The sequence below is a fragment of the Nonomuraea sp. SYSU D8015 genome (genome assembly GCF_008065375.1).
Lineage (GTDB): Bacteria > Actinomycetota > Actinomycetes > Streptosporangiales > Streptosporangiaceae > Nonomuraea.
Window position 1 is genome coordinate 1 of record NZ_VJYI01000045.1, and the last position, 18,899, is coordinate 18,899.

Annotated in this window: 13 protein-coding genes; 7 read left to right on the top strand and 6 right to left on the bottom strand. The window is 68.0% G+C overall.

Annotation, left to right across the window (positions count from 1 at the left end; genetic code table 11):
- The coding region (locus ID574_RS63325; RefSeq protein WP_442939465.1) for an IS3 family transposase at positions 1–95 on the top strand (95 nt) is incomplete at its 5' end.
- Here the strand turns inward: ID574_RS63325 and ID574_RS57635 are convergent.
- Both ID574_RS57635 and ID574_RS57640 read right to left on the bottom strand, forming a co-directional pair.
- Positions 67–1,149: an ATP-dependent DNA helicase gene (locus tag ID574_RS57635; protein ID WP_223168161.1), complete on the bottom strand. Its 1,083-nt coding sequence runs from the start codon at positions 1,147–1,149 to the stop codon at positions 67–69. The genes ID574_RS63325 and ID574_RS57635 overlap by 29 nt on opposite strands.
- Before the next feature lie 224 nt (positions 1,150–1,373).
- On the bottom strand, positions 1,374–1,574 hold the full coding sequence (locus ID574_RS57640; RefSeq protein WP_188197566.1) for a hypothetical protein: 201 nt from the start codon (positions 1,572–1,574) through the stop codon (positions 1,374–1,376).
- A 452-nt stretch (positions 1,575–2,026) separates the two neighbouring features.
- On the opposite strand from ID574_RS57640, the gene ID574_RS57645 reads away from it, so the two are divergent.
- Positions 2,027–5,560, top strand: coding sequence for a hypothetical protein (locus ID574_RS57645; RefSeq protein ID WP_188197567.1), 3,534 nt, complete (start codon positions 2,027–2,029; stop codon positions 5,558–5,560).
- Between the two features lie 840 nt (positions 5,561–6,400).
- On the opposite strand, the gene ID574_RS57650 is transcribed toward ID574_RS57645, so the two are convergent.
- Both ID574_RS57650 and ID574_RS57655 read right to left on the bottom strand, forming a co-directional pair.
- On the bottom strand, positions 6,401–7,480 hold the full coding sequence (locus ID574_RS57650; protein ID WP_188197568.1) for an MBL fold metallo-hydrolase: 1,080 nt from the start codon (positions 7,478–7,480) through the stop codon (positions 6,401–6,403).
- 110 nt (positions 7,481–7,590) lie between these two features.
- Entirely contained in the window at positions 7,591–8,943 is a 1,353-nt protein-coding gene (locus ID574_RS57655; protein ID WP_223168162.1) for an NsdA family TPR-like regulatory protein, read from the bottom strand.
- 160 nt (positions 8,944–9,103) lie between these two features.
- Between ID574_RS57655 and ID574_RS57660 the strand changes: the two genes are divergently transcribed.
- From ID574_RS57660 to ID574_RS57680, 5 genes are all read left to right on the top strand, one after another.
- A complete protein-coding gene (locus tag ID574_RS57660; RefSeq protein WP_188197569.1) occupies positions 9,104–9,595 on the top strand; it encodes an NUDIX domain-containing protein in 492 nt (163 codons plus the stop codon).
- Positions 9,596–9,630: 35 nt separating this feature from the next.
- Positions 9,631–10,875 carry an SIR2 family protein gene (locus ID574_RS57665; protein ID WP_188197570.1) on the top strand — a complete coding sequence of 415 codons (1,245 nt, stop codon included), beginning with the start codon at positions 9,631–9,633 and terminating at the stop codon, positions 10,873–10,875.
- Between the two features lie 88 nt (positions 10,876–10,963).
- The gene (locus ID574_RS57670) at positions 10,964–12,382 is read left to right on the top strand and encodes a UDP-glucose dehydrogenase family protein (protein WP_223168163.1); all 1,419 of its coding nucleotides are present in this window, start codon (positions 10,964–10,966) and stop codon (positions 12,380–12,382) included.
- The gene (locus ID574_RS57675) at positions 12,339–12,686 is read left to right on the top strand and encodes a hypothetical protein (protein WP_188197571.1); all 348 of its coding nucleotides are present in this window, start codon (positions 12,339–12,341) and stop codon (positions 12,684–12,686) included. The genes ID574_RS57670 and ID574_RS57675 overlap by 44 nt, the downstream gene beginning before the upstream one ends.
- A gap of 592 nt (positions 12,687–13,278) precedes the next feature.
- Positions 13,279–13,905, top strand: coding sequence for a recombinase zinc ribbon domain-containing protein (locus ID574_RS57680; protein WP_188197572.1), 627 nt, complete (start codon positions 13,279–13,281; stop codon positions 13,903–13,905).
- A 235-nt stretch (positions 13,906–14,140) separates the two neighbouring features.
- Here the strand turns inward: ID574_RS57680 and ID574_RS57685 are convergent, their stop codons facing one another.
- Both ID574_RS57685 and ID574_RS57690 read right to left on the bottom strand, forming a co-directional pair.
- Positions 14,141–18,457: a tetratricopeptide repeat protein gene (locus ID574_RS57685; protein WP_188197573.1), complete on the bottom strand. Its 4,317-nt coding sequence runs from the start codon at positions 18,455–18,457 to the stop codon at positions 14,141–14,143.
- Positions 18,454–18,882, bottom strand: a complete 429-nt coding sequence (locus tag ID574_RS57690; RefSeq protein WP_188197574.1) for a hypothetical protein — start codon at positions 18,880–18,882, stop codon at positions 18,454–18,456. Before ID574_RS57690 ends, ID574_RS57685 begins: the two co-directional genes overlap by 4 nt.
- Positions 18,883–18,899 lie beyond the last annotated feature (17 nt).

The window sequence follows — 18,899 nt, forward strand, 5'->3', positions numbered from 1 at the left end:
GCTACAACACTCGAAGGAGACACTCCACCCTCGGCTACCTCAGCCCGATCGACTACGAGCAGCAAACTACCGATAAGGTGCTGCTCGTCGCATAACAGCCCGTGTCCACACATCGGGGCGAGCCCCCCAGTGGTCTTTGACGTCGCGTACCCCGCGCCCCATGCCTTGTTCGATCCGCTGGATCTGCCGGATCAGCATGCTGCGGCTGCCTGACAGAACGGCGGCCTCGCGCCGTTCGGTGGCGTCCAGGGGTCGCGGCACACCATCCAGGATCAGCAGCTCGCATGCGCGGTGCGGCAGGTCGATCCCGTCGTACTTGTTCACCAGCACGACCAGACCCACGTGCCCTGTCTTCAACGCGGTCACTGCCTGCTGGAGGTCGCCGGCGTGCACGATCTGATCGGCGTGCCGCTGCCATCGGTCCGCGGCACGGTCGCTGGGCACCAACACGACCACGTTGACCGGCCGGGCCTCCGCGCGGCCGTCACCGTCACGATCGCCATCGGCGTACTGCCGGGCCAGCATCCGAACGGCCTCCTCGTCCAGGTGCGGATTGAGCGCGATCGGCGCGAGGATCATTCGATCGCCCAGGTCTGCGGCGCTGCCCGGGGTGACTGGCTGCTTCACATCGTCAGGGTTGGCGTCCAGATCGGTCACCAGCACACTGTCGTCGGAGAGTGTGGCGGTCAGGTAGACCCGCCGCTGCGCCCTGGCGAACGCCGGAATCATCGCGATCGGCGGGCAGGGCGAGCTGATCTGTATGGCGCGGTTGGTGACGGTGACCGCGCACAACTCCAGCACGTCAGCGATTAACGGCCAGGTGAACTTGAAGTCGTGTTCGTTGGCGTGCGGGTGCAGGATCCGCATGGCCTGTTCCTGCTTGGCGGCCCATGCCCAAAACGGCACCACCATCGCGGCTGTGTAGTCGTCCTCGCACAGATCGGTCCACCGCTTGGGTGATTGCTCTTTCAGATCGCCGGCGAACAGGTCGAGGAGTTCCTCGTAGGCGTCATGCTCGGCTGGGATGGAGAGCCGAAACTGGGCTTCGGTGGTGGCCAGCGCCGCGTGCGGGTCGTCAGCAATCAGGCGCAGCACCCGGGCGTGGTTGGTCAGGAACGTCCAGGTGGGCTGCCGTTGGGTGTCCTTCATGCCCGCGCTGTCCTCTCCTCAGGACGGTCTGAGCGAGCTCCGGGCGTGGCGCGACCCGGCATAGATGAAGTTTAAGTGAGGAATTCATGTTCGGGTGATCTTTCACTCTGCGGCGATGACGGCGTCATTCACGAGGAAGACCGGTGGAAGCGCGAAGATCCCGGCAACGTGAGGGTTGCCGGGATCTTGATGTGCAGAGCCTGGGTGGTGGATCCCTCTCCGCTTCACTGAGCCGAATCGTGTCCTGCCATGTGCTCACCCATGCCCATCATCCGGTGGCAGTCGGCCATCATGCGGTTATGTTCGCCGGTCGTCGGCGGGTCGGCGGGCATCTGGGCGAGTGTCCAGGCTGCGGATGGAACACTGGTCAGAACACCCACGACTGCTCCGATGATGAGTCCGGCGGCGGTGCTGCGAAGCTGCATGCAGACCATCCCCCTCACTGCCCATGCTAGCCAGGCCCTAGCCGTGGCCGGAGCCCCAGAGCTGGAGATTCGAAGGTCCAGACGCCCGCGCCCCTCAGACCAGGAGACCCAGGGTTTCGGACGAGCCAGGCGTCCGCGCGGTCGTGGTCCCTCGTGTGGTCGTTCAACGGCGCTCCGTCGAGGGTCAGCATGCCGTTGTCGTAGGCGATGAGTCGCATGGTCAGGACCAGTCCCTTGTTTCGGCGGTGGGCTGGACGTCCATCGGCTTCCCGGGTCCGGTTCAGGCTGGCCGGCATGTCACGTCCGCCTTTGGCATGTCGCAAGGATCGCAGGGAGCTCTGGTGGAGCGGCAGCAGCGGTGCGGGCAGGGTGGAAGCATCGTTGCGGCCTAGACGTATCTTGGCGCTGAGGCCGCTGGCGCGAGGAGGGAAGCGGATGGATGCAGGGGTGCGATGAGTGTGGGCCACGATAGGGCGTTTGAGCGCCGGGGAACTACGCCAGGCACCGGTTCGGTTGACATCACGCCCGATGCCGGGCCGGACGTCGGCCTGGTGACCTTGACGTTGCCCCAGCTCACCCGGCATGCGCAGGCTGCGCCGCTTCCTGTGCCGATGCAGAACCCGAGGTTGCTTCCGCTAGCGGAACTTGAGCCGGAGGTCTTCGAGCGACTCGTCGCTGAGATGGTCAGCCGCCAAGACAACCGCGGCACTCAGTTCTACGGCCGGAGCGGCCAGAAGCAGTACGGTCTGGACATCGTTGAGCGCCAGAAGGACTCGGCCAGGTCGCTGTATCAGGTGAAGAGGTATGACGAGCTGACAAAGGCGAAGATCCGCGAAGCGGTGCGGGACTACGCGGGGCCGCCCCGGCACTCAGGCTTCACGGGGGCGAAGCGGAGATTTGATCCCCGACGTTTCGTTCTGGTCACCTCGGCCGAATTCGACCGCGATACCCGAAACGTCGACGCCCTGGCCGAGCTGCAGGACGAGTACGCCGGCGACCTGGAGATCGAGGTCTGGGGTGCCGAAGCCGTGGGCCGGAAGCTGCGTGAGGCTCCGTACCTGGTGTTCGCGGTCTTCGGGGCAGCATGGGCGCAGGCGTGGTGTGGCTTCGACCCTGCGCCGGCCGACCCCGCGGCCCCCCGGGCATTGGGGCTGGTCGAGGACCCGGTCCTGGTGCTGGGCCTGGACGCGCTGCAGGAGGAGGCGGTGGCCTGTGAAGTATCCCACCCGCTCACAGCGGCGCGGCTGTACGGCCTGGTCGCCAGAGGGCTCGCCGAGGCCAGCTTCCCGGGCCATGCCGCCACGATGCGCATCCGGCAGGCCAAGGCCGTTCACGCTGGCGGGGATCACGACAACGCGTTCTCGATCTTGTTCGAAGCGGCGCTGGACCGCATCATGGCCGGCACCTCAGTCCGGTCGCTGCGGCGTGATCTGGCCGCCATCGCCCCGCATCTCAACCCGGTTCAGCAGGCTCGGCTGTCGGTCCTGGCGCGTGTGGCGGACTGGCCTGAACACGGCAGCGACCTGGCGACCTGCGTCCCGGCCTTGCGTGAGCTCGCGGCGGCGGGCGATCCTCATGCGCCGTTGCTGTGCTGCCTGGTCCTGGAACAGGCGCTTGTTGATGGACTGTTCGACACTGCCTCCCCACGGCCGATCGTTGGGGATGTCGGGTACGGCCAGGACGGCGTCCCCGATGTATTGGCCGAGCTGCGCGCCTTGGCGGCCGCAGCGGAGGCTTCTGACGTCGTGCTCCGCGCGCGGCTGCGCTGCGCGGTCGCCGATGCCGGCTTGACGGTCTCCTCTTCTTCTTCCGAGGTCCAGGCCGCCTACGGCGAGCTCATCGACGCCGGCCTCGCCGGACGTCTGCTGCATGCCCGTGGCCTGATAGCCTCGCGAGCCGCCTACGCCTTCGCGGTGGCGGGTGACTCAGAGCGTGCGATCGGCTTGTGGCGTCAGTCGATTCTCGCCAGCAGCGAGCACGAATTCTACGGCGATGCTCGGGCCGCCCTCCGGGCCTTGCGGATGCTCGCCTGGGAGATCGGTCTCGATGAGCAGAGTGACCTTGCCGAGCTGGTCAGTGCGTTGCCGAACAGACGGCGCCTCCTCGCAGGCGCCTACGACCCCGCGCTGGCCGCCTTCGAGGCTGCACACCACGGCAAGCTTCCCAACGCCCTCGGCGACACCCGCCGCTATCTGTGGGAGTCCCGCTTGGCCGGCCACTTGCAGGAAGAAGCGCTCGCGCTGTCGCTACTGGGCGATGTCCTGAACACAGGGGGCCGTCAGGACGCAGCCGTACGGGCTTACGTCCTGGCGGGAAACGCGAAGGCGTCCGCCCGTTTGGCTCGCCGGTTGCCGCAGGCCGTCGACGTCGGTGTCTGGGCGACCTCGGCCATGCGCGGGCGGCAAGCCGCGGCGATCCAGGTCCTCGGGGCGCAAGCGGCCACAGTGCGTGATGAGGGCATCGCCGAGGTCGCGCAGGTGCTGCTGCGGGCAGCCGACGGCCTGTGGGAGTCGCGCTCCGTGCAGCCCTGGCCCGAGCTTGACGCGGTCAAGGCGCTGGCATCGTTCGGTGTGCGTATCCCTGCTAGCGCCGTCGATGCCATCCTCGCGCTGGCCCAGCCCGCCTTGCAGGCTCATACCTCGGTCAGTGCCGAGATCGCCGATCTTGTGATTCAAACCTACTGGGCGGTCAAGTCCCGCCGCCACGATCTCGCGGCCGCGCTCGCGCTGATGTTGCGGCAGCCCCAACCCCCGCACGGTTTGTGGGAACGGGTGCGCAACCTGCCAGAGGGCGCCCGCGGCCCCTTGCTCGCCGTGGTTGCCGCACTCGCTGGTGAAAACCACGAAACGGCCATCCAGGTCTTGGCGAGTTGGCGGGTCACATCTGATCCGGTGCAACGCGCTGCCCGCCGAGCCTGCGCCGCCCTGCTGCGGCGCACGGTAGGTCACGCGCGCCAGCCGACGGTCATCGGAAACCAGGAGAAGACGACGGTCGACCTTCTGCTGGCCCTCTTGGACGCCGAGATCCTGGCCGATGTCCCCGCCGCCGAACTCGCCCCCGAGCATGCCGTGCCCGACGACCACCATGCCTCAACCGCGTTCGCTGACGACCCGGCCGGGACAGCGGACGACAGGGAGCTTGATGAAGCCGCAGAGGAAGAGGTCTCTGACGCCGTCGACCGACCACCATCACCGGACTCCCCCGATCCGGCTCTGCCAACCCCGCCGCCAGGCCGTCCGGACCAGGCGGCTCACATCGCCGCAGGCGCCCCCGCCGACTTGGCCATCGCCGTCGCCGAGCAACTCACGGCGATCGCCGAGGACCACCACCACGGTGCCGCGGCCCGCGCGCGTGCGGTATCGGCTCTGCGCCGCCTTCTTCGCCGCCTTCCACCCGGCCTCACCGCACAGCTGGCGACACAATTGCATGCGGTACATCGAGCGCCGCGCCTGTCACAAGCCGACCGGTGGGAGATCGATACAGATACTCCCTTCACGCGGGCACGTTTCCGGACCGGCGGACGTCACCTGGCTGGGCTTGCCCTGGTGGCGGCGGCAGAGGCCTTCGCAGCTGCCCGCGCCCAGGGCGAGCAGGTGACCGAACTCGACCACGCCTTCGTACAGGAGGCGGTGGCGAGCGCCGCTCAACTGCTGCGCGATGGCGATTCGCAGACCCGTCTGCTGGGCGGGCTCACCGTTTCCGCAATCGCCTCCGCCGGCCCGGACCTCTCTCTTCACGCTCTCGCCTTGCTCTTCCACGAAGATGAGCACATCCGGGCGTTGGGCGCTGGCATCGCACCGGCCGACCCGCGAATGGTCGCCGTCCTTGCCAACGACCCGGCCCCCTCGGTCCGCATAGCCTTGGCCCGCCGGGCGGCCGAACTCCCTCAAGCCGTGCGCGAGGCGCTCGCGGCCGATCCCCACGTGGACGTGCGCGGCAACGTGCGCTGGACACAGGTCACCGAAGAGGAACCAGAGACCGGATGAACCAGAGATCTCATCGACGGCTTGTTCCAGCAGGACGCACCAACCAGCCCCAGCTGGACATGAACGTGCCCGGCCGCCTCCTGGCAACGACTGCGCCGGGTCATGGCCGCCCGGCCCTGATTCGTCCGGCGTGACGCCCGGTGACGCTTTCCGGGCTTGCTCGGAGAGCGCGCGGTCCTGCGCGTGAGGCTTTGAGGAGCGACCCCGGGACACGCCGACGACAAGCCGTAGCCGCCGGTGCCGACCGGATCAGGGGTGCGATGAAGGTGCTCGGTGCTCAGGGTGTCGGCGGTGTCGATGATCTCGACGGTGATGCCGTGCTCGTCGCGCCGGGCGTGCAAAGTGCCCTTTTCCGGGGTCGACGGGACAGCCACTAGTGGTACGCGCCGTTAGACCAGGTCAGGGCGGTGCATGATCAACGGTGTGGAGTCAGCTTTCGGCTCGGCCATGGCGGGGACAGTCCGGCGCGATAACGGGATCCTGAGCGTTACCGCAGGTCGCGGTGACCATCTGCACGGTGATCCATCTCACCGCTAATGGCTGTCCGGTCGGTCGAGCCCGATGAAGGCCGTAGGGCGGTGGCCCTGCGCCGTCACACGGCCACCCCTTCCTCCCTCGGTGGCGGGCTCCCGGCCGAAGGACACGCGATGAAACCCCTCCCCACCCCGCCGGACAACGGCTACTACGGGTGGGTTCCGGACGCCCCACTGGAATGGCGATGGCTGTGGCTCGCGAGGCTGCTACAGCGCCGCGGCCGCCCGCCGAACCCTGACGCCATCGCTCGTCGCGGTATGCCTGCTCTGGCCAAGCTGTTCGGCGGCCGAAAAGGCGGAGAAGGCGCTACAGGTCCGGGTAGGGCCAGGGCAGATCGTCCAGGACGACCGCCCGGCGAAGCGGTTGCTGGTCGTGGAGAGTGACATGTAGGCCATTCCTGCCGGGGATGACCAGGGTCGGCTTGCCGCCGCCGGCACGTAGGTGCCGTTGAAGCCAGAGTGCCTGAGCGACGCGGTAACGCGCCGTGGCGTAGGCGGCGTCGTAGTGCTGGACGATCACACCGGCCGGACGCAGCGCGGCGGCGATGGCTTGGATGTCGCGGGTTTGCAGGTGCCAACGGCAGACCGCGGCCCGTTCCGGTGAGGCCTGGAAGTTGGTGCCGCCGACGTGGGCGATCACCAGGTCCGTCTCTGGCGGCAGCGCCGCAACGGCATCGATGAGTCCACCGAACAGATTGGTGTCTCCGGTGTACCAGATCCCGCCGCCGGGGGTGTCGAAGGCGAACCCGATCGCGGTCCGGATCTCGTCGTCCTGTTCGTGGTGCAGGGCCGGAGTGGCGTAGATGGTCAGGTCGGCGAGCTTCACCATCGGCTCTCCCTCGCCGGCGCCGTCCGGATGGGCGAGGGCGACGGGATCGACCCGACGCATGTGGAAGGGCGAGAACGCGCCGAACCGCCGTATCACCGTGGTGTTGGCGGCCAGCATCACCCGCCCGCGCCGGCCCCGGGCGCTCACCGCGCCTTCCAGGCACGGGATGACGTCGGTGTAGTGGTCCGGGTGGAAGTGGGAGACCAGCACCGCATCGACCTCGCCGAAGTCGAACCGTCCTTGACGGGTGAGCCGGACCAGGAGGCCGAGAGCGGCGGGTCCCGGGTCGACGAGCACGCAGGTCTGCCGGGTGCGCACTAGCAGTCCACCGGCGCCCCCAGCGAGCATCCCGTACCGATGCCCGAGAGCACCGAGCAAGGTCACCTCTGTCGCGCCGGCCGCGACGGGATGCGCTGAGCCGAGCTGGGGCGGGTTGGTGTGCATCTCCTCGTCGTCGGCGTCGGCCTGGGCGAGGATGGCCAGTAGCTCCTCCTCGCTGGCCGCGCTCAGTCGCACGGCGAGTTTCTCCAGTTTGTCGGCAGGGCCGTCGTGGTGCACCAGCGTCCCCCTCCGGGCTACTCATCGCGTTTGGCAGCGAGTATTCCGCTGCGCCTCGCCGACGAGGTGGAGGCCGGACGCCCTTTGCGAACTCCTACCTGGCCCTAGGACTAGGCAGTGAGGTCGAGGAAGTTCTCCACAACGGGCGTGTCCCGGTGCTTGAGAAGATCGGCGCGCAGGCCGTTCAGGGCGCTGCTGCCACGCGCCGACTCAACCCCGCCCATCAGCTGCACGACCTGCTCGGCCACCTGCACAGCGGCGTCGAGTTCCCCGAGCGCCAGATGCGCCTCGGCGCGGCGCGCCAGGTAAATGGCAGTGCCCCTCGCCTCCTTCTCCGTGTCGTACGGGTCGTCCCCGTTGACGGCCAGGTCGAAGTGGCACAGTGCGCGCCGTGGCTCCCCGAGGCTGAGCGCGGCGCTGCCGGCGAACTGGTGAAGCTCGCCCGCGTTGAGCCAGTACATCGAGGGCAGGTCCGCTTCGGTCGGTCCAGCGTGCGCGTACGTGGCGAAGGCGGCGTCTATCGCTTGGTAGGCGGCCAGAGGCTCGCCCGCGAGTGAGTAGGCGCGGGCCCGGCGAGCGTGCAGCAGTGCTTTGACTCTGGGCGAGGTGATGCGCTTGGCGGTGTTGAGTGCCCCGTCGAACAGATGCAGAGCGCCGCGCGGATCATCGTTGGTGTAGCGGAGGTTCCCCCAGAAGGCGAAGATGATCGCGCCGAGCGTGTCAGTTCCGGCGCTGGCGGAGGCGCGCAGCGCGATGTCGTAGTGCTTCTCGGCGGCCGCCTGGTGGCCAACGTCGTAGGCGCACCAGCCTGCCAGACGTGATGCCTCTGCGGCGGCGCCGTACAGGCGGCGGCCGATCTGCTCGGTGTGGGTCGTTTCGGTGAGCAGGCGGCGGATCAGCCGGAGCTCGGCCGCGGCGGCGTCGTATACCTGCCCGGCCCCCACCTGATCGTCGAGATGTCGTAACGCGTCGAGGCGGGAGTCGATCATGTCGGCGACTTCGCGGCCGATGCGGCGGCCCCCGGCGAGCGTGGCCTGAGCGGGTTCTGCTGTTGCCCACTGGGCGGCGATAGCGGCCAGTGTTCCGGTTGAGGTGACCAGGAAGCCCCGACGATCCACTGACCCTCCCAAATGGTCCAGTGCCTGCAACGTACCCGCTGGCGTCCACGGCGATTCCCAAATGGTGCGATCGTCGTCAAACGCCACGAGGAGGAAGTACGGCCACCCCCGAGCTTCGACCTCCCGTTCGGGGATGCCGAACACGTCGGCGATGGCGAGCTGAGTGGTTGGCTGCGGGACCGCGACACCGGTGATCCACCTGGTCACCTTCTCCTTGCGGGCGGCCGGCGTCCCGTATCCCCGAGCGCGGTGCCGTTCGGCGACTTCTCCCAGAAACGTCTCGTATGTCCAGTGCTTGCGGTCGAGCAGCACCGTGAGCGGGTGGCGGGTCACGGCGATGTCCACGGTCGCGCCCCCTTGGTTGAGGGTCGCCCTTCAGTGTGGTCCGGCCTCGCGCTCGTGTGAAGCCCCGCCAGCGACAAGGCAACCAGAAGCAACCAGTCGGCAACCCAAGGCAACGCACTTCCTCTTCACCGGAAGCGGTCCGATGCTCACTGTGTGGGGCATGACGACCGAGAAGCATGACTACTTCAAGGACCCGCCGCCGCGCCGCGTCGGTACCCTCGGCCTGCTGGAGCGGGACGGCCAGTTCGTCATCATCAGCCGCTCGTACTGGACCGAGGTGTCACGCTGGGGGCTCCCCGGCGGCACTGCGGACGCCAACGAGCTCCCGAGGCGGGCGTTCAGCCGCCTCATGGCCGAGAAGCTGGGCGGGTTGCGCGTCACCGCCAGCGCGCTGCTCGCCGTCGACCACTCGCCCGAGTGGCCCGGCCGCTTCCACGAGGGCGTCAACTTCGTCTACCACGTGCCGCTACCGAGCGACGCAGACGTCACCGTGACCGATGGCCGCGGCTACGTCGAGGCCCGCTGGGTCGATGAGAAGACGGTCGGAGAGTTGGCCGTCGATCACGAGCTGGCCCGCATCCTCCAGTGCCTGGAGGCGGTACGCGACGGCACGACGAAGGAACTCCTCGTCGGCCTGCCCATGAGGATCTGACGATCTTCACCCCCCATCCGCAAGGAGGCACCACCGTGTTTCTGCCCTACACCGTCATCGAGCAGCTCACCCCGCAGCAGGTGACGACCTGGGAGCAGCACTTCGCCGGAGACCGCCACGAGCGGGCCCGCTCGATCGAGGAAGGCATCTGGCGCCGCACCCAGGAACCCGCCAACGCCGAGCTGTCCGGCTGGGACGCCGACAACCACGGCCGCCGCCGCGTCGTCCACTACCGCTACCAGTACGGCCTGGACTGGACCTTCCCCGTCCCGCGGCTCGTGCTGCAGGATCTATACCTGTTCCACTCGATCACCGCGCCCAAGGCCGAGATCGACGTCTACCTCAAGAGCCTGGACGGCTGGCTGCGGGCCGGCGGCTGGCGCGAAAAACCAGACTGCTGGAGCAAGGGCGACCTGCGGTTCACACTGGCCGACTACGACGAGCACCCGCAGGACGAGCGGGCCGGCCGCGACACCCCGCACGGGTTCCGGTCGGTGGACGTGTGCTTCATCTCGGACGGCTACGAGGTCTCGCGCGTCGTCCGCAACCTGCCCTGGGACGTGCTCGCGGGCGGCATCCGCGTCAAGGAGCAGCGCGGCGAGCCCGCGTTCGCGCCGGACCTGTCCGGGCTGCTCGACTACCTGCCGTTCCAGGTCGAGGTCGGCTGCGGCACCAGCATCGAGGCGCGCATCCCGCCGCTGCACTACCTGCACGAGGTCTACCGGGTGACCGCCCGCAAGGACAACACCCTCACCCAGTCGCACGCCTTCACCATGAGCCCGGAGGCGGACACACTGGTACAGGAGATGCTGCTCGGCGCGCAGGACAAGGCCGCCGACCTGGTGCGCATGTTCAGGGCGTGCTTCCTCGCCGAGCCGACGCCCGCGCACCACGCCCTGAAAGCCCTGCACGACGCGGGCGTGTTCGTCGGCCCGGTCATCACGCACAACTTCGACGTGCTGTCCGCGCGGGCAGGGCTGGAAGAGGTGTTCGTGCGCCGCTACGACCAGAAGATCCCGCCGGTGCCGCTCCTGGACGAGGCCAAGGCGCTGCTCGTGGTCGGGCTGCACGCCGACCGGCGCGCGGTCCAGGCCCGCGCCCGCGACAAGGGCATGAAGATCTTCTACGTGGACCCGGAAGGGCTCATGGAAAACGGCGTCTTCAAGGAGTACCCGATCGAGGGCGCCCGCGAAGGCGACGTCATCGTCCGCGAAGCCGCCATCCCCGCCCTGACACGGCTGTGCGAGCTGCTGGACCTCAAGATCGACGCGACTTCCTGAAGCCTGCCGGTCCGCGGCGGCCGTTCGGGATAGCTTCGGGGGACGCACGCGACCGTGCACCCCACAGGACAATCCGACGAACAGGATCATGATGCGCATTTCCGTGATCGGCTGCGGCCACCTCGGCGCCCCCCATGCCGCCGCGATGGCCGAACTCGGCCACGAAGTGATCGGTGTGGAACTGGACCCAGACAAGTGCAAAGCTCTGGCCACCGGCGTCGCCCCCTTCTACGAGGCAGGCTTCGCCGAACTGCTCGCAGCGCACACCGCCACGGGCCGGCTCCGCTTCGCCACCGACCTGGCTGAGGCCGCCGACTTCGCGGATCTGCACTTCATCGCGGTCGGCACCCCGCTGCGGGCGGACGGGCGCGGCTACGACACCAGCCAGGTGGTCGGCGCGGTCGACGCGCTGGTGCCGCTCCTGCCGCCCCGGCGCATCACGATCGTCGGCAAGAGCACGGTCACGGTCGGCACCGTGGCGCGGCTCCAGCAGATCATCGACGGTCACGCGCCCACCGCCCCGGTGGACCTGGTGTGGAACCCCGAGTTCCTGCGCGAGGGTCACGCCGTCGAGGACACGCTGTACCCCGACCGGATCGTGGCCGGCCTGTCCACCCCCGAGGCAGAGGCCGCGATCGTGAAGGTGTACGCGCCGATCCTCGCCCGCGGCGACGTGGAGCTCATCATCACCGACCCGGCCACAGCCGAAGTGCTCAAGAGTGCGGCGAACGCGTTCCTGACCACGAAGATCTCCTTCATCAACGCCATGGCGGAGGTGTGCGAGATCGCCGGCGCCGACGTCAACACCGTGGCGTACGGGATCGGCATCGACAAGCGGATCGGGCACGGCGGCATGCGGCCCGGGATCGGCTACGGCGGCGGCTGCCTGCCCAAGGACGTGGCCGCGTTCACGCACCGCATCGGCGAGCTCGGCGCCGACGACGCGCACGGGCTGCTGACGGCCGTGGAGCAGGTCAACGCCGGCCGGGCGCGGGCGGCCGGCGAGCTGGTGGAGAAGGCCAACGGCGGGCCGATCAACGGCCGCACGATCGCTTTCCTCGGCGCCGCGTTCAAGGCCGGCACCTCAGACGTTCGTGACTCGCCCGCGCTGCGCCTCGCCGGACGGCTGGTCGAGCGCGGCGCGGTACCGGTCATCTACGACCCCGAAGCCCTCGACGCGGCCCGCAAGCTGCACCCCGAGTTCATCTATGCCGACACCCTCGACGACGCCCTTCAGGGGGCCGACCTCGTAGTAATCGGCACCGAGTGGCAAGAGTTCACCCACGACCCGGGCCTCCCCGACCAGGCAGCCGAGCTGGTGCGCCGCAAGGTGCTCGTAGACGTCCGCAACGCAGTCGAGGCGGGCCCGTGGATCATCGCCGGATGGGAGGTCTGGCAGCTCGGCCGCCAGCCTCAGCGCCCGGCCTACCCCACAAACCAGGCTCACGGCTTGGAGGAAACCCATGGACATGGACACGATGTGGACCCAGATCCGCGCCCTGCGTGAGCGCGACGAGCGCCGCAGCCACGCGCCCGACCCCACCGCCAAGGAACTCCTCCTGATGGCCAAGCCATCCGAGGAGGCAAACGAGGCGTTCGAGCTGTACCGGCGCTCCATGGGATGGGGCACAGACGGCCCCGTCACCGCCAGCCTCGCCGAGGTCCAGGATGAGCTGTGCGCGGCCATCATGGCGGGCATGGTGGCGCTCGACCGAATCTCGCCGGACGGCAGCGCCGGCGCGCACTGGTCCAAGTACCTGGAGTACGGCTATCGGCGGGCCGACGAGGAAAACCGCCGCGCCGCCGCCTGATCCCACGCGCCCCGCGCACGGCCCGCGAGCCGGAAGCTCAGCCGCTCGCCGGATATTCAGACCCGGCTACCCGGGCCCTGCGCGGGGCGACAGGTAGAGGCCGGGTGGCCGGTGGGCAAGTAGAGCCACGCTCCAGAGCGGCCTTGCGTGACTCCGCACCGCGCGCCAGGCGTCTCAGATGAGGGGATCACCCCGGCCTGCCTGGAACTGTTCGGCGCCGCCTGACCCTGCCGCTCTCTGGTTTGCCTCTACTCGACGCGCTGGCACCGACAGTTCGACCTCGATGACCTCCTACGGCGCTCCCAACTCGATCAGCTCCGGCAGGATGGGCCCCCGCGCCGAGTCGTGCGACGGCCACCAGGCCGGTTCGGCGAAGTAGTGGCACGTCTCGGTGGGCAGCGCCACCGGCACGCCTCCCTCCGCGACCACCTTGGTGAGCAGCTGCTCCCGCAGGCGCGCGCTGATGCTTCAGTGGCGGCACAACGGCTGAAGGGTGCGTTCGGACCGCGACAGCAGAGGCGGCCAGGTTCCTAACGCTCCCCGCCTTAGCGCCTACGCTGGGTCAGCGACCACTTCCCCCCAGGAGTCACCGATGACCGAGCAGCCAAAGCGGCACCGTCTGTCCGTCGTCCCGCCCCACCCGGACACGACCGACGAACGCCCGCAGCCGACGCCGACGCGGATGGACGCCGCCGACAAGGCCGAGCACGTGAGAGCCGCGCACGCTGCCGGTAAGTTGTCCCACGAGGAGGCCGCCGGGATGCTCGCGGCTCTGGCCGGCCGGGAGGGCAACGACGCCGAGTACGGCTGGCGCGCCGACATGATCTTCGAAGGGCTCCTTACATGCGGCGCGTGCGGCGCGCACCTGCAGCAGGACCAGGCCGCCGGCGTCATCAGCTACACGTGCACGGCCGAAGGGTGCGGACGGGTCCGCATCGCGGCGCGCGTGCTCGCACCCGCCGTAGCCGAGCAGGTGCTGGAACGGCTGCGAACGCCCGAGTTGGCGCCCGGGCTGCTGCTGGCCATCGCGCAGAAGCGGGGCGCCGACATGGTGCCGCCCGGCACCGACACCGTCGAAAGCTGGTGGGGCAACGCGGACCCGGCGGCACAGAGGGAACTGCTCGCCCTGCTCGTGGATCACATCGCCGTCAAGCCGGTGCACGATTCCGGGATCGACGTGGCCAAGCGGCTGTCCCTGGCGTGGCGGCGCACCGGCTGACGCCGACGCCGCAAGCGGCTATCGCTGGCTGGCTGTCGCTGCTTACACCGTCGCTACGAACGCCGGGCCGATCGCTTCCATCGTTATCTGGGGTTGTCAAGCGTTCTTGCTGGTCAGCCGCTTGAAGGTCGGTTTAGCCACGTAAGGCAAGTAGGCCAGCCGCGGGTGGTTATGGGAGTCGGTTCGCCAGGTGCGGCCTTTCGGCAAATGCGTCGGCCTTAAGACTGCGGCCCTCTTACGGGCGGTCGACACTCTGGCCTGACGCGGCACGTAGCCGCGCTGCCAGTGCCCTGAACTGCGCCATCAGCTGGTTCCAAGTCCGCTCGACCTCCGAAAAGGTCGCATCGTGCTCCGGATCCTGCACGTACGGAAGCGCATACACCAGGGCCTCACCTGCACGGGCCGAGGCCACCGAGGCCAGGACTATATGACCGGCATCCTTGAGGCAGTTGGTCAGGTTCGTCACCAGCTGCGCCCACTGTACTGTTTCCTCGTAGCCGTTCCCGCGCGGCGCCAGGGCGGCGCTCAGCGCGTCCGCGTCCATTTCAGCAGGCCGTTCCGGTAGTCCCATTTCCGGGCGTAGGGCCCGAACGGCCTGCCACTGCACGTGAACGGCCGCCTCATACTCGCCGATCTGGTGCAGCAGATTTCCGTACCGCCCGATTACATTGGCGTGCAGCAGTGCATCTAGGACCTCACGGCCCGACTCGGCTGCCTGTTGGAACAGAGTCTCCGCCTCGCCTACCCGGCCCTGCTGCTTCAACAGCGTGGCCAGCCAGCTGAGTTCGTACGCCCAATCACCGCGTCGTTGCGGGCCGGCCCGGGCAAGCAGGTCGCAGAGGTGATGCCTGGCCACAGCTGCCGACTTCAGCTCTCCGCGGTCCCAGGCGCGCTCGGAGGCCCAGCGCAGTATGTTCTCTATGGAGAGGTGCAGCGGGACATCGGGCGCCGACTCGTACTGGGAGATACCGTCGAGCGCTTCCACCAGTGAGACACCGGGCAGCGGCGGCTCACCCTCGTTACTCCCAAGCAGGTGCTTGACCTGTTCGACCAACAGTTCGCCCGTCCGCTGCTCGGCCTGCTCCACCACCTCATCGGTGAGGAAGTCAAGATCTACCGAGAGCGAGCGGGCTAGGGATGCGACGTCGGTCAGCGCGTTCCCCCTTGCCAGGTGCTCGATTGCGCCGGGTATGTCACTTTCCGCATGCGCCACCCGCGCCAACGCCAGATGCGACGCAGCCCGAAAGTCCTCACGGACCTCGCCGAGGCCAGCCAATTCGGCGAGCGCCTCGAAGTCCCCCTGCTGCCATAGAAGGCCGAGCAGCAGTGCAGCGCAGCCACTCGACGACCCAGTCTCCAGATTGGCGCCCGCCCGCAGCACCGCGGTCCGCTCATCCAGCGGAATCCCCTCCAGCTGACCGAGAACCTGGCTCGCCTCGGCCGCCACCTCGTCCCTGCCTGCGGCGAGTTCCCGGAGTAGCTCCGTCTCCGTCGGATGATCCCCATCGGACTGTAGGTTGTACAAGGCACGCCCCAACGCCACTCGGCGGCTGGATCGCAGAGCTGGGTCGTCGCCAACCGCGTCCAGCACTCGGGCCAGCCGTGCGCGCCAGCCGTCCCCGCGATAGGAGATCGCCACGGCCTCCTCCGCGAGGAACACCACTAGCTTGGTGTTCTCCGCCTGCCGGGCCAGCTCGAGCCCCTCGAGCGCGGTATCCAAGGTGAGCCCCCGGTCAGCAGACGGGCACGCATGCAACGCCGTGTAGAGATGGTGGCGGTTATGCAGCCTCCGATGCAGGGCAGGTGGGTTGAGGGCCCGCTCCTCAAGGAAGTACCGCACCGCCCGCTCCTGACGTCCCTGATGCTCACTCAACTCGCCCAGAAGATGCAGTAGTTCACACTGGTCCCAAAGGTCCAGTCGGCCCATCCGGGCAATCAGAGGCGCGACCGAGGTCATCGCTTCGGGCAGTCGCCCCTGGCGGGCCAGCGCATACGCGTGGAGCTTGATCAGGTTCAGGTCGAGTTCGCCGTGTCTTTCCGCCACTAGAGGGTCCGTGATTTCCAGGACCTTTCCTGACTGGCCCCTGTGCAAGAGGCTCACCGCATACTCGGCGACCTGGGAGAGGTCCTCCAAATTATCGTGCGGGTTCCGGTCCATCCTGTCCTGCGGGTCCCGGTCCCACCGTTCCCACTCGTCGGTGAGCTGCTCGTACTCCGTCCGCGCCGGCTCCTCGAGCGGCTGCCACTCGGGCAGGCCTTGGTGAAAACGCTCCAGCAGGGCGAGGGCGGCACCCCGGCTGAGAGCCGACACAATATGCAGTCCCCAGCGCAGGACGCGGGAGTTGATGAGACCGATCTGGCGCGCGGCCACCGCATGCGCCAGCCAGGAGAGACATGCGAGCTTCGTGCCTGTGGTCCATCTTGCGACGTCAGCATCGAACTCGGCTTCGTCTGATTCTGTGTTGTCGGGCGAATCACTTGCCCTGCGCAGTGTAGAAGCCCAGAACATCCCTACGTCCAACGGGCTCAGAGTCTGACGTACGGCCAACTGAATCCATGGAAACGCCAGGCTATACGCAGCCTTCTCCCCCACGGCAGCCACCGCTACCGCCTTGGTACGCACGAGGGACAAGAAGGCCTCACTGGAACCCCAGCAGAACTGGGGAACCGGCGCGGCGGAGATGGTGTTGATCTGGTAACCGAGGAGCGGCAGGGCGAGATTGAGTGCAGTCCCGGTGTAGAGCACCTGCTGTGCGATCTCGGCTTGGGTTCGACCGCTCAGCATTGCGGCCAGACGTGTCCGAGGAGGGACGAACCCCTCCGTTGGCGGCCACAGGTGTTCAAGGAGCTCGCTGGCCCGCATGGCTTGGTCACGCGGCGCGCCGACGGGATGCGGGCCAAAGGACAAGGCTCGCAGTAGTGCCCAGGCCGCGTTTCCGTCACTGTCGGCGGCTAGTGCGTTGAGGTAGGTCACATCTCCCGGAACCAGATGGCTGAGAAGTTCCAGGAGGGCGGGCTCGCCGGAGAAGCGGGGTGTAATCAGCGAAAGCCGCTCATCTTCCTCCAATGTGCCCACGGCGTAGGTGAGTTCCTCAGCCTGACCTGGAGATGGAACGAATAGAAGGCGCGCAAGGCCGTCTAGGGACTCTATGGAGGCCGCGGAGAGGTCACATGAGTGGCCCGAGGACACGAGCCGGCAACTGTGGCCGTCCCAGGCTGCATCCTCCACGGCGGCGAGAGCCGTGGCGACTTCTCCGCCAACTCCCGCTGTGGCGAGGTATTCGACGCCTTCGGTTGTGGGGCCAGCGCCAGCAGCGGGCGGGGGATCAGAACCTGGGGCGAAGCGGATTCCGAGGTCCTCGGTGCTGCCTGCCCACAAAACCGGCTGGACCGCCCACCGTGCCGCCAGGTCCCAGGCCGTTACAGGCAGTGGCTCGCCCTTAGGCGGGCTCAGCGCCGAGCGGATTAGCCGGGTCCCCGCCTCCGTGTACGCCTCCAGGACTGTACGTCCCATGGCCAGCTGCTCGTACAGCGCATCGAAGAACACCGCAGCGGCGCGGCCCTGAATCGGCTCACGGGCCGCGACCACCAGCCGACGGCCCTGGCGGATGAGTTGGGCAGGAAACGGGAAGTCCATCAGGCCACGCTGCTGGGCGCCGAAACAAGCGTTGGTCATGAAGAGATCACAGCCTACCTCGCGCAAGGCCTCGGCCAGCAGGCGATCGGCCACCAGAGCGGAGTCGGCCTTGGCCGATTCGGACCCATCGGTGGTTCCACTGTGTAGTTCGAAAGCGAACTCCGGAACGGTGAGTCGGTCACTCCCCCCGACCCGCAGTCGTGAAGAGCCATGCGCGTCGAGATGGCAAAGGGTGAGGTTTGTCGGTGCGGACGTTGGCGAGACGAGGGCGCGCATCTCGGCCTCCGTCGCCGTGGAGCGGGCGGCCGCGAAGCGGAGACCGGATCTGGTCTCCAAGATCCAGCGCGCGACCGGCCCAAGCACGAGGTAGCGCGGCAGATCTGCCTCCCCGCGCGGGCGTGCCCCGATCCAGATGACACGTCCAGTTACGGGCGCTGGGGGTACGAAGGCCTGCAAGAGGTCGACGAGAGGCTCATCCGGCATGTGAACGACCGCGACGCGTGGCACGGACGACTTGCTGCGCGGAGCTAGGACCCGCACCGTCTCCCACATCCAGCGATGCACATGAGGTGGCCCTGTGACCACTATTAGTAGTGGTGCTCGCGGATCCTCGGCGACGGGTGCTTCGAGGACGTCAGACAGCGCCTTACGCAAGATCAGCCCGTACTCGTGAGCCGCCGCGGCGAGGTCAGGTGTGTCCTTCTGGCGCAGGGATTTTTCGAAGCCGGTTCGGGCCAGCTGGTGGACAGGCAGAGCCAACGTGACCGGCCCCGCCATCTCCGCGTCATGGCGGTAGGTCACTTCGACAGCGTCCAGTTCGCCTGCTACAGCGGTGACCGTCAGGCACGCGCTGAACGCGAGCCCGCCGGAATTGGGCTCAGGCGGGGGCGGACCCCCGGAGATCGTGGAAATCAAGACGGACGCTCGTGACGGATTGTCACCTCGGTCATACCGCCAGCGGAAACGTTCACGCTGACATGGGTGCCCTCTGGCTCCTCGGTGTGAGCCTGCACAGCGGCCGTTGGGGCCGTCCCGTGCTGATCTGAGGTTGGCTCGGCCTGTTCTTCGGGCGTCTTGCGACTCTGCGAGCGGCCGAGTGCCGCACGTATCGAGGCCGACAGGTTCTCCGCCGTGAAATGAGCGGCGGCAACGATGATGAACTCCTGTACTAGCGAGAGGTCGCCGAAGTCGCCTTCATCGGCGTGTACGGATGAGGCCGGCATCGGGGTCATCAGCTCAGCAATCTCCGGGTCTGCAGCTAGCTCGTCCAGCAAACGCTTCGCGGTTGGCTGGGACCGGCCCTGCACGGAGATCTTGATGAGGTCACCGGTTGTGAGCATGGAAACCCCCCTATGCG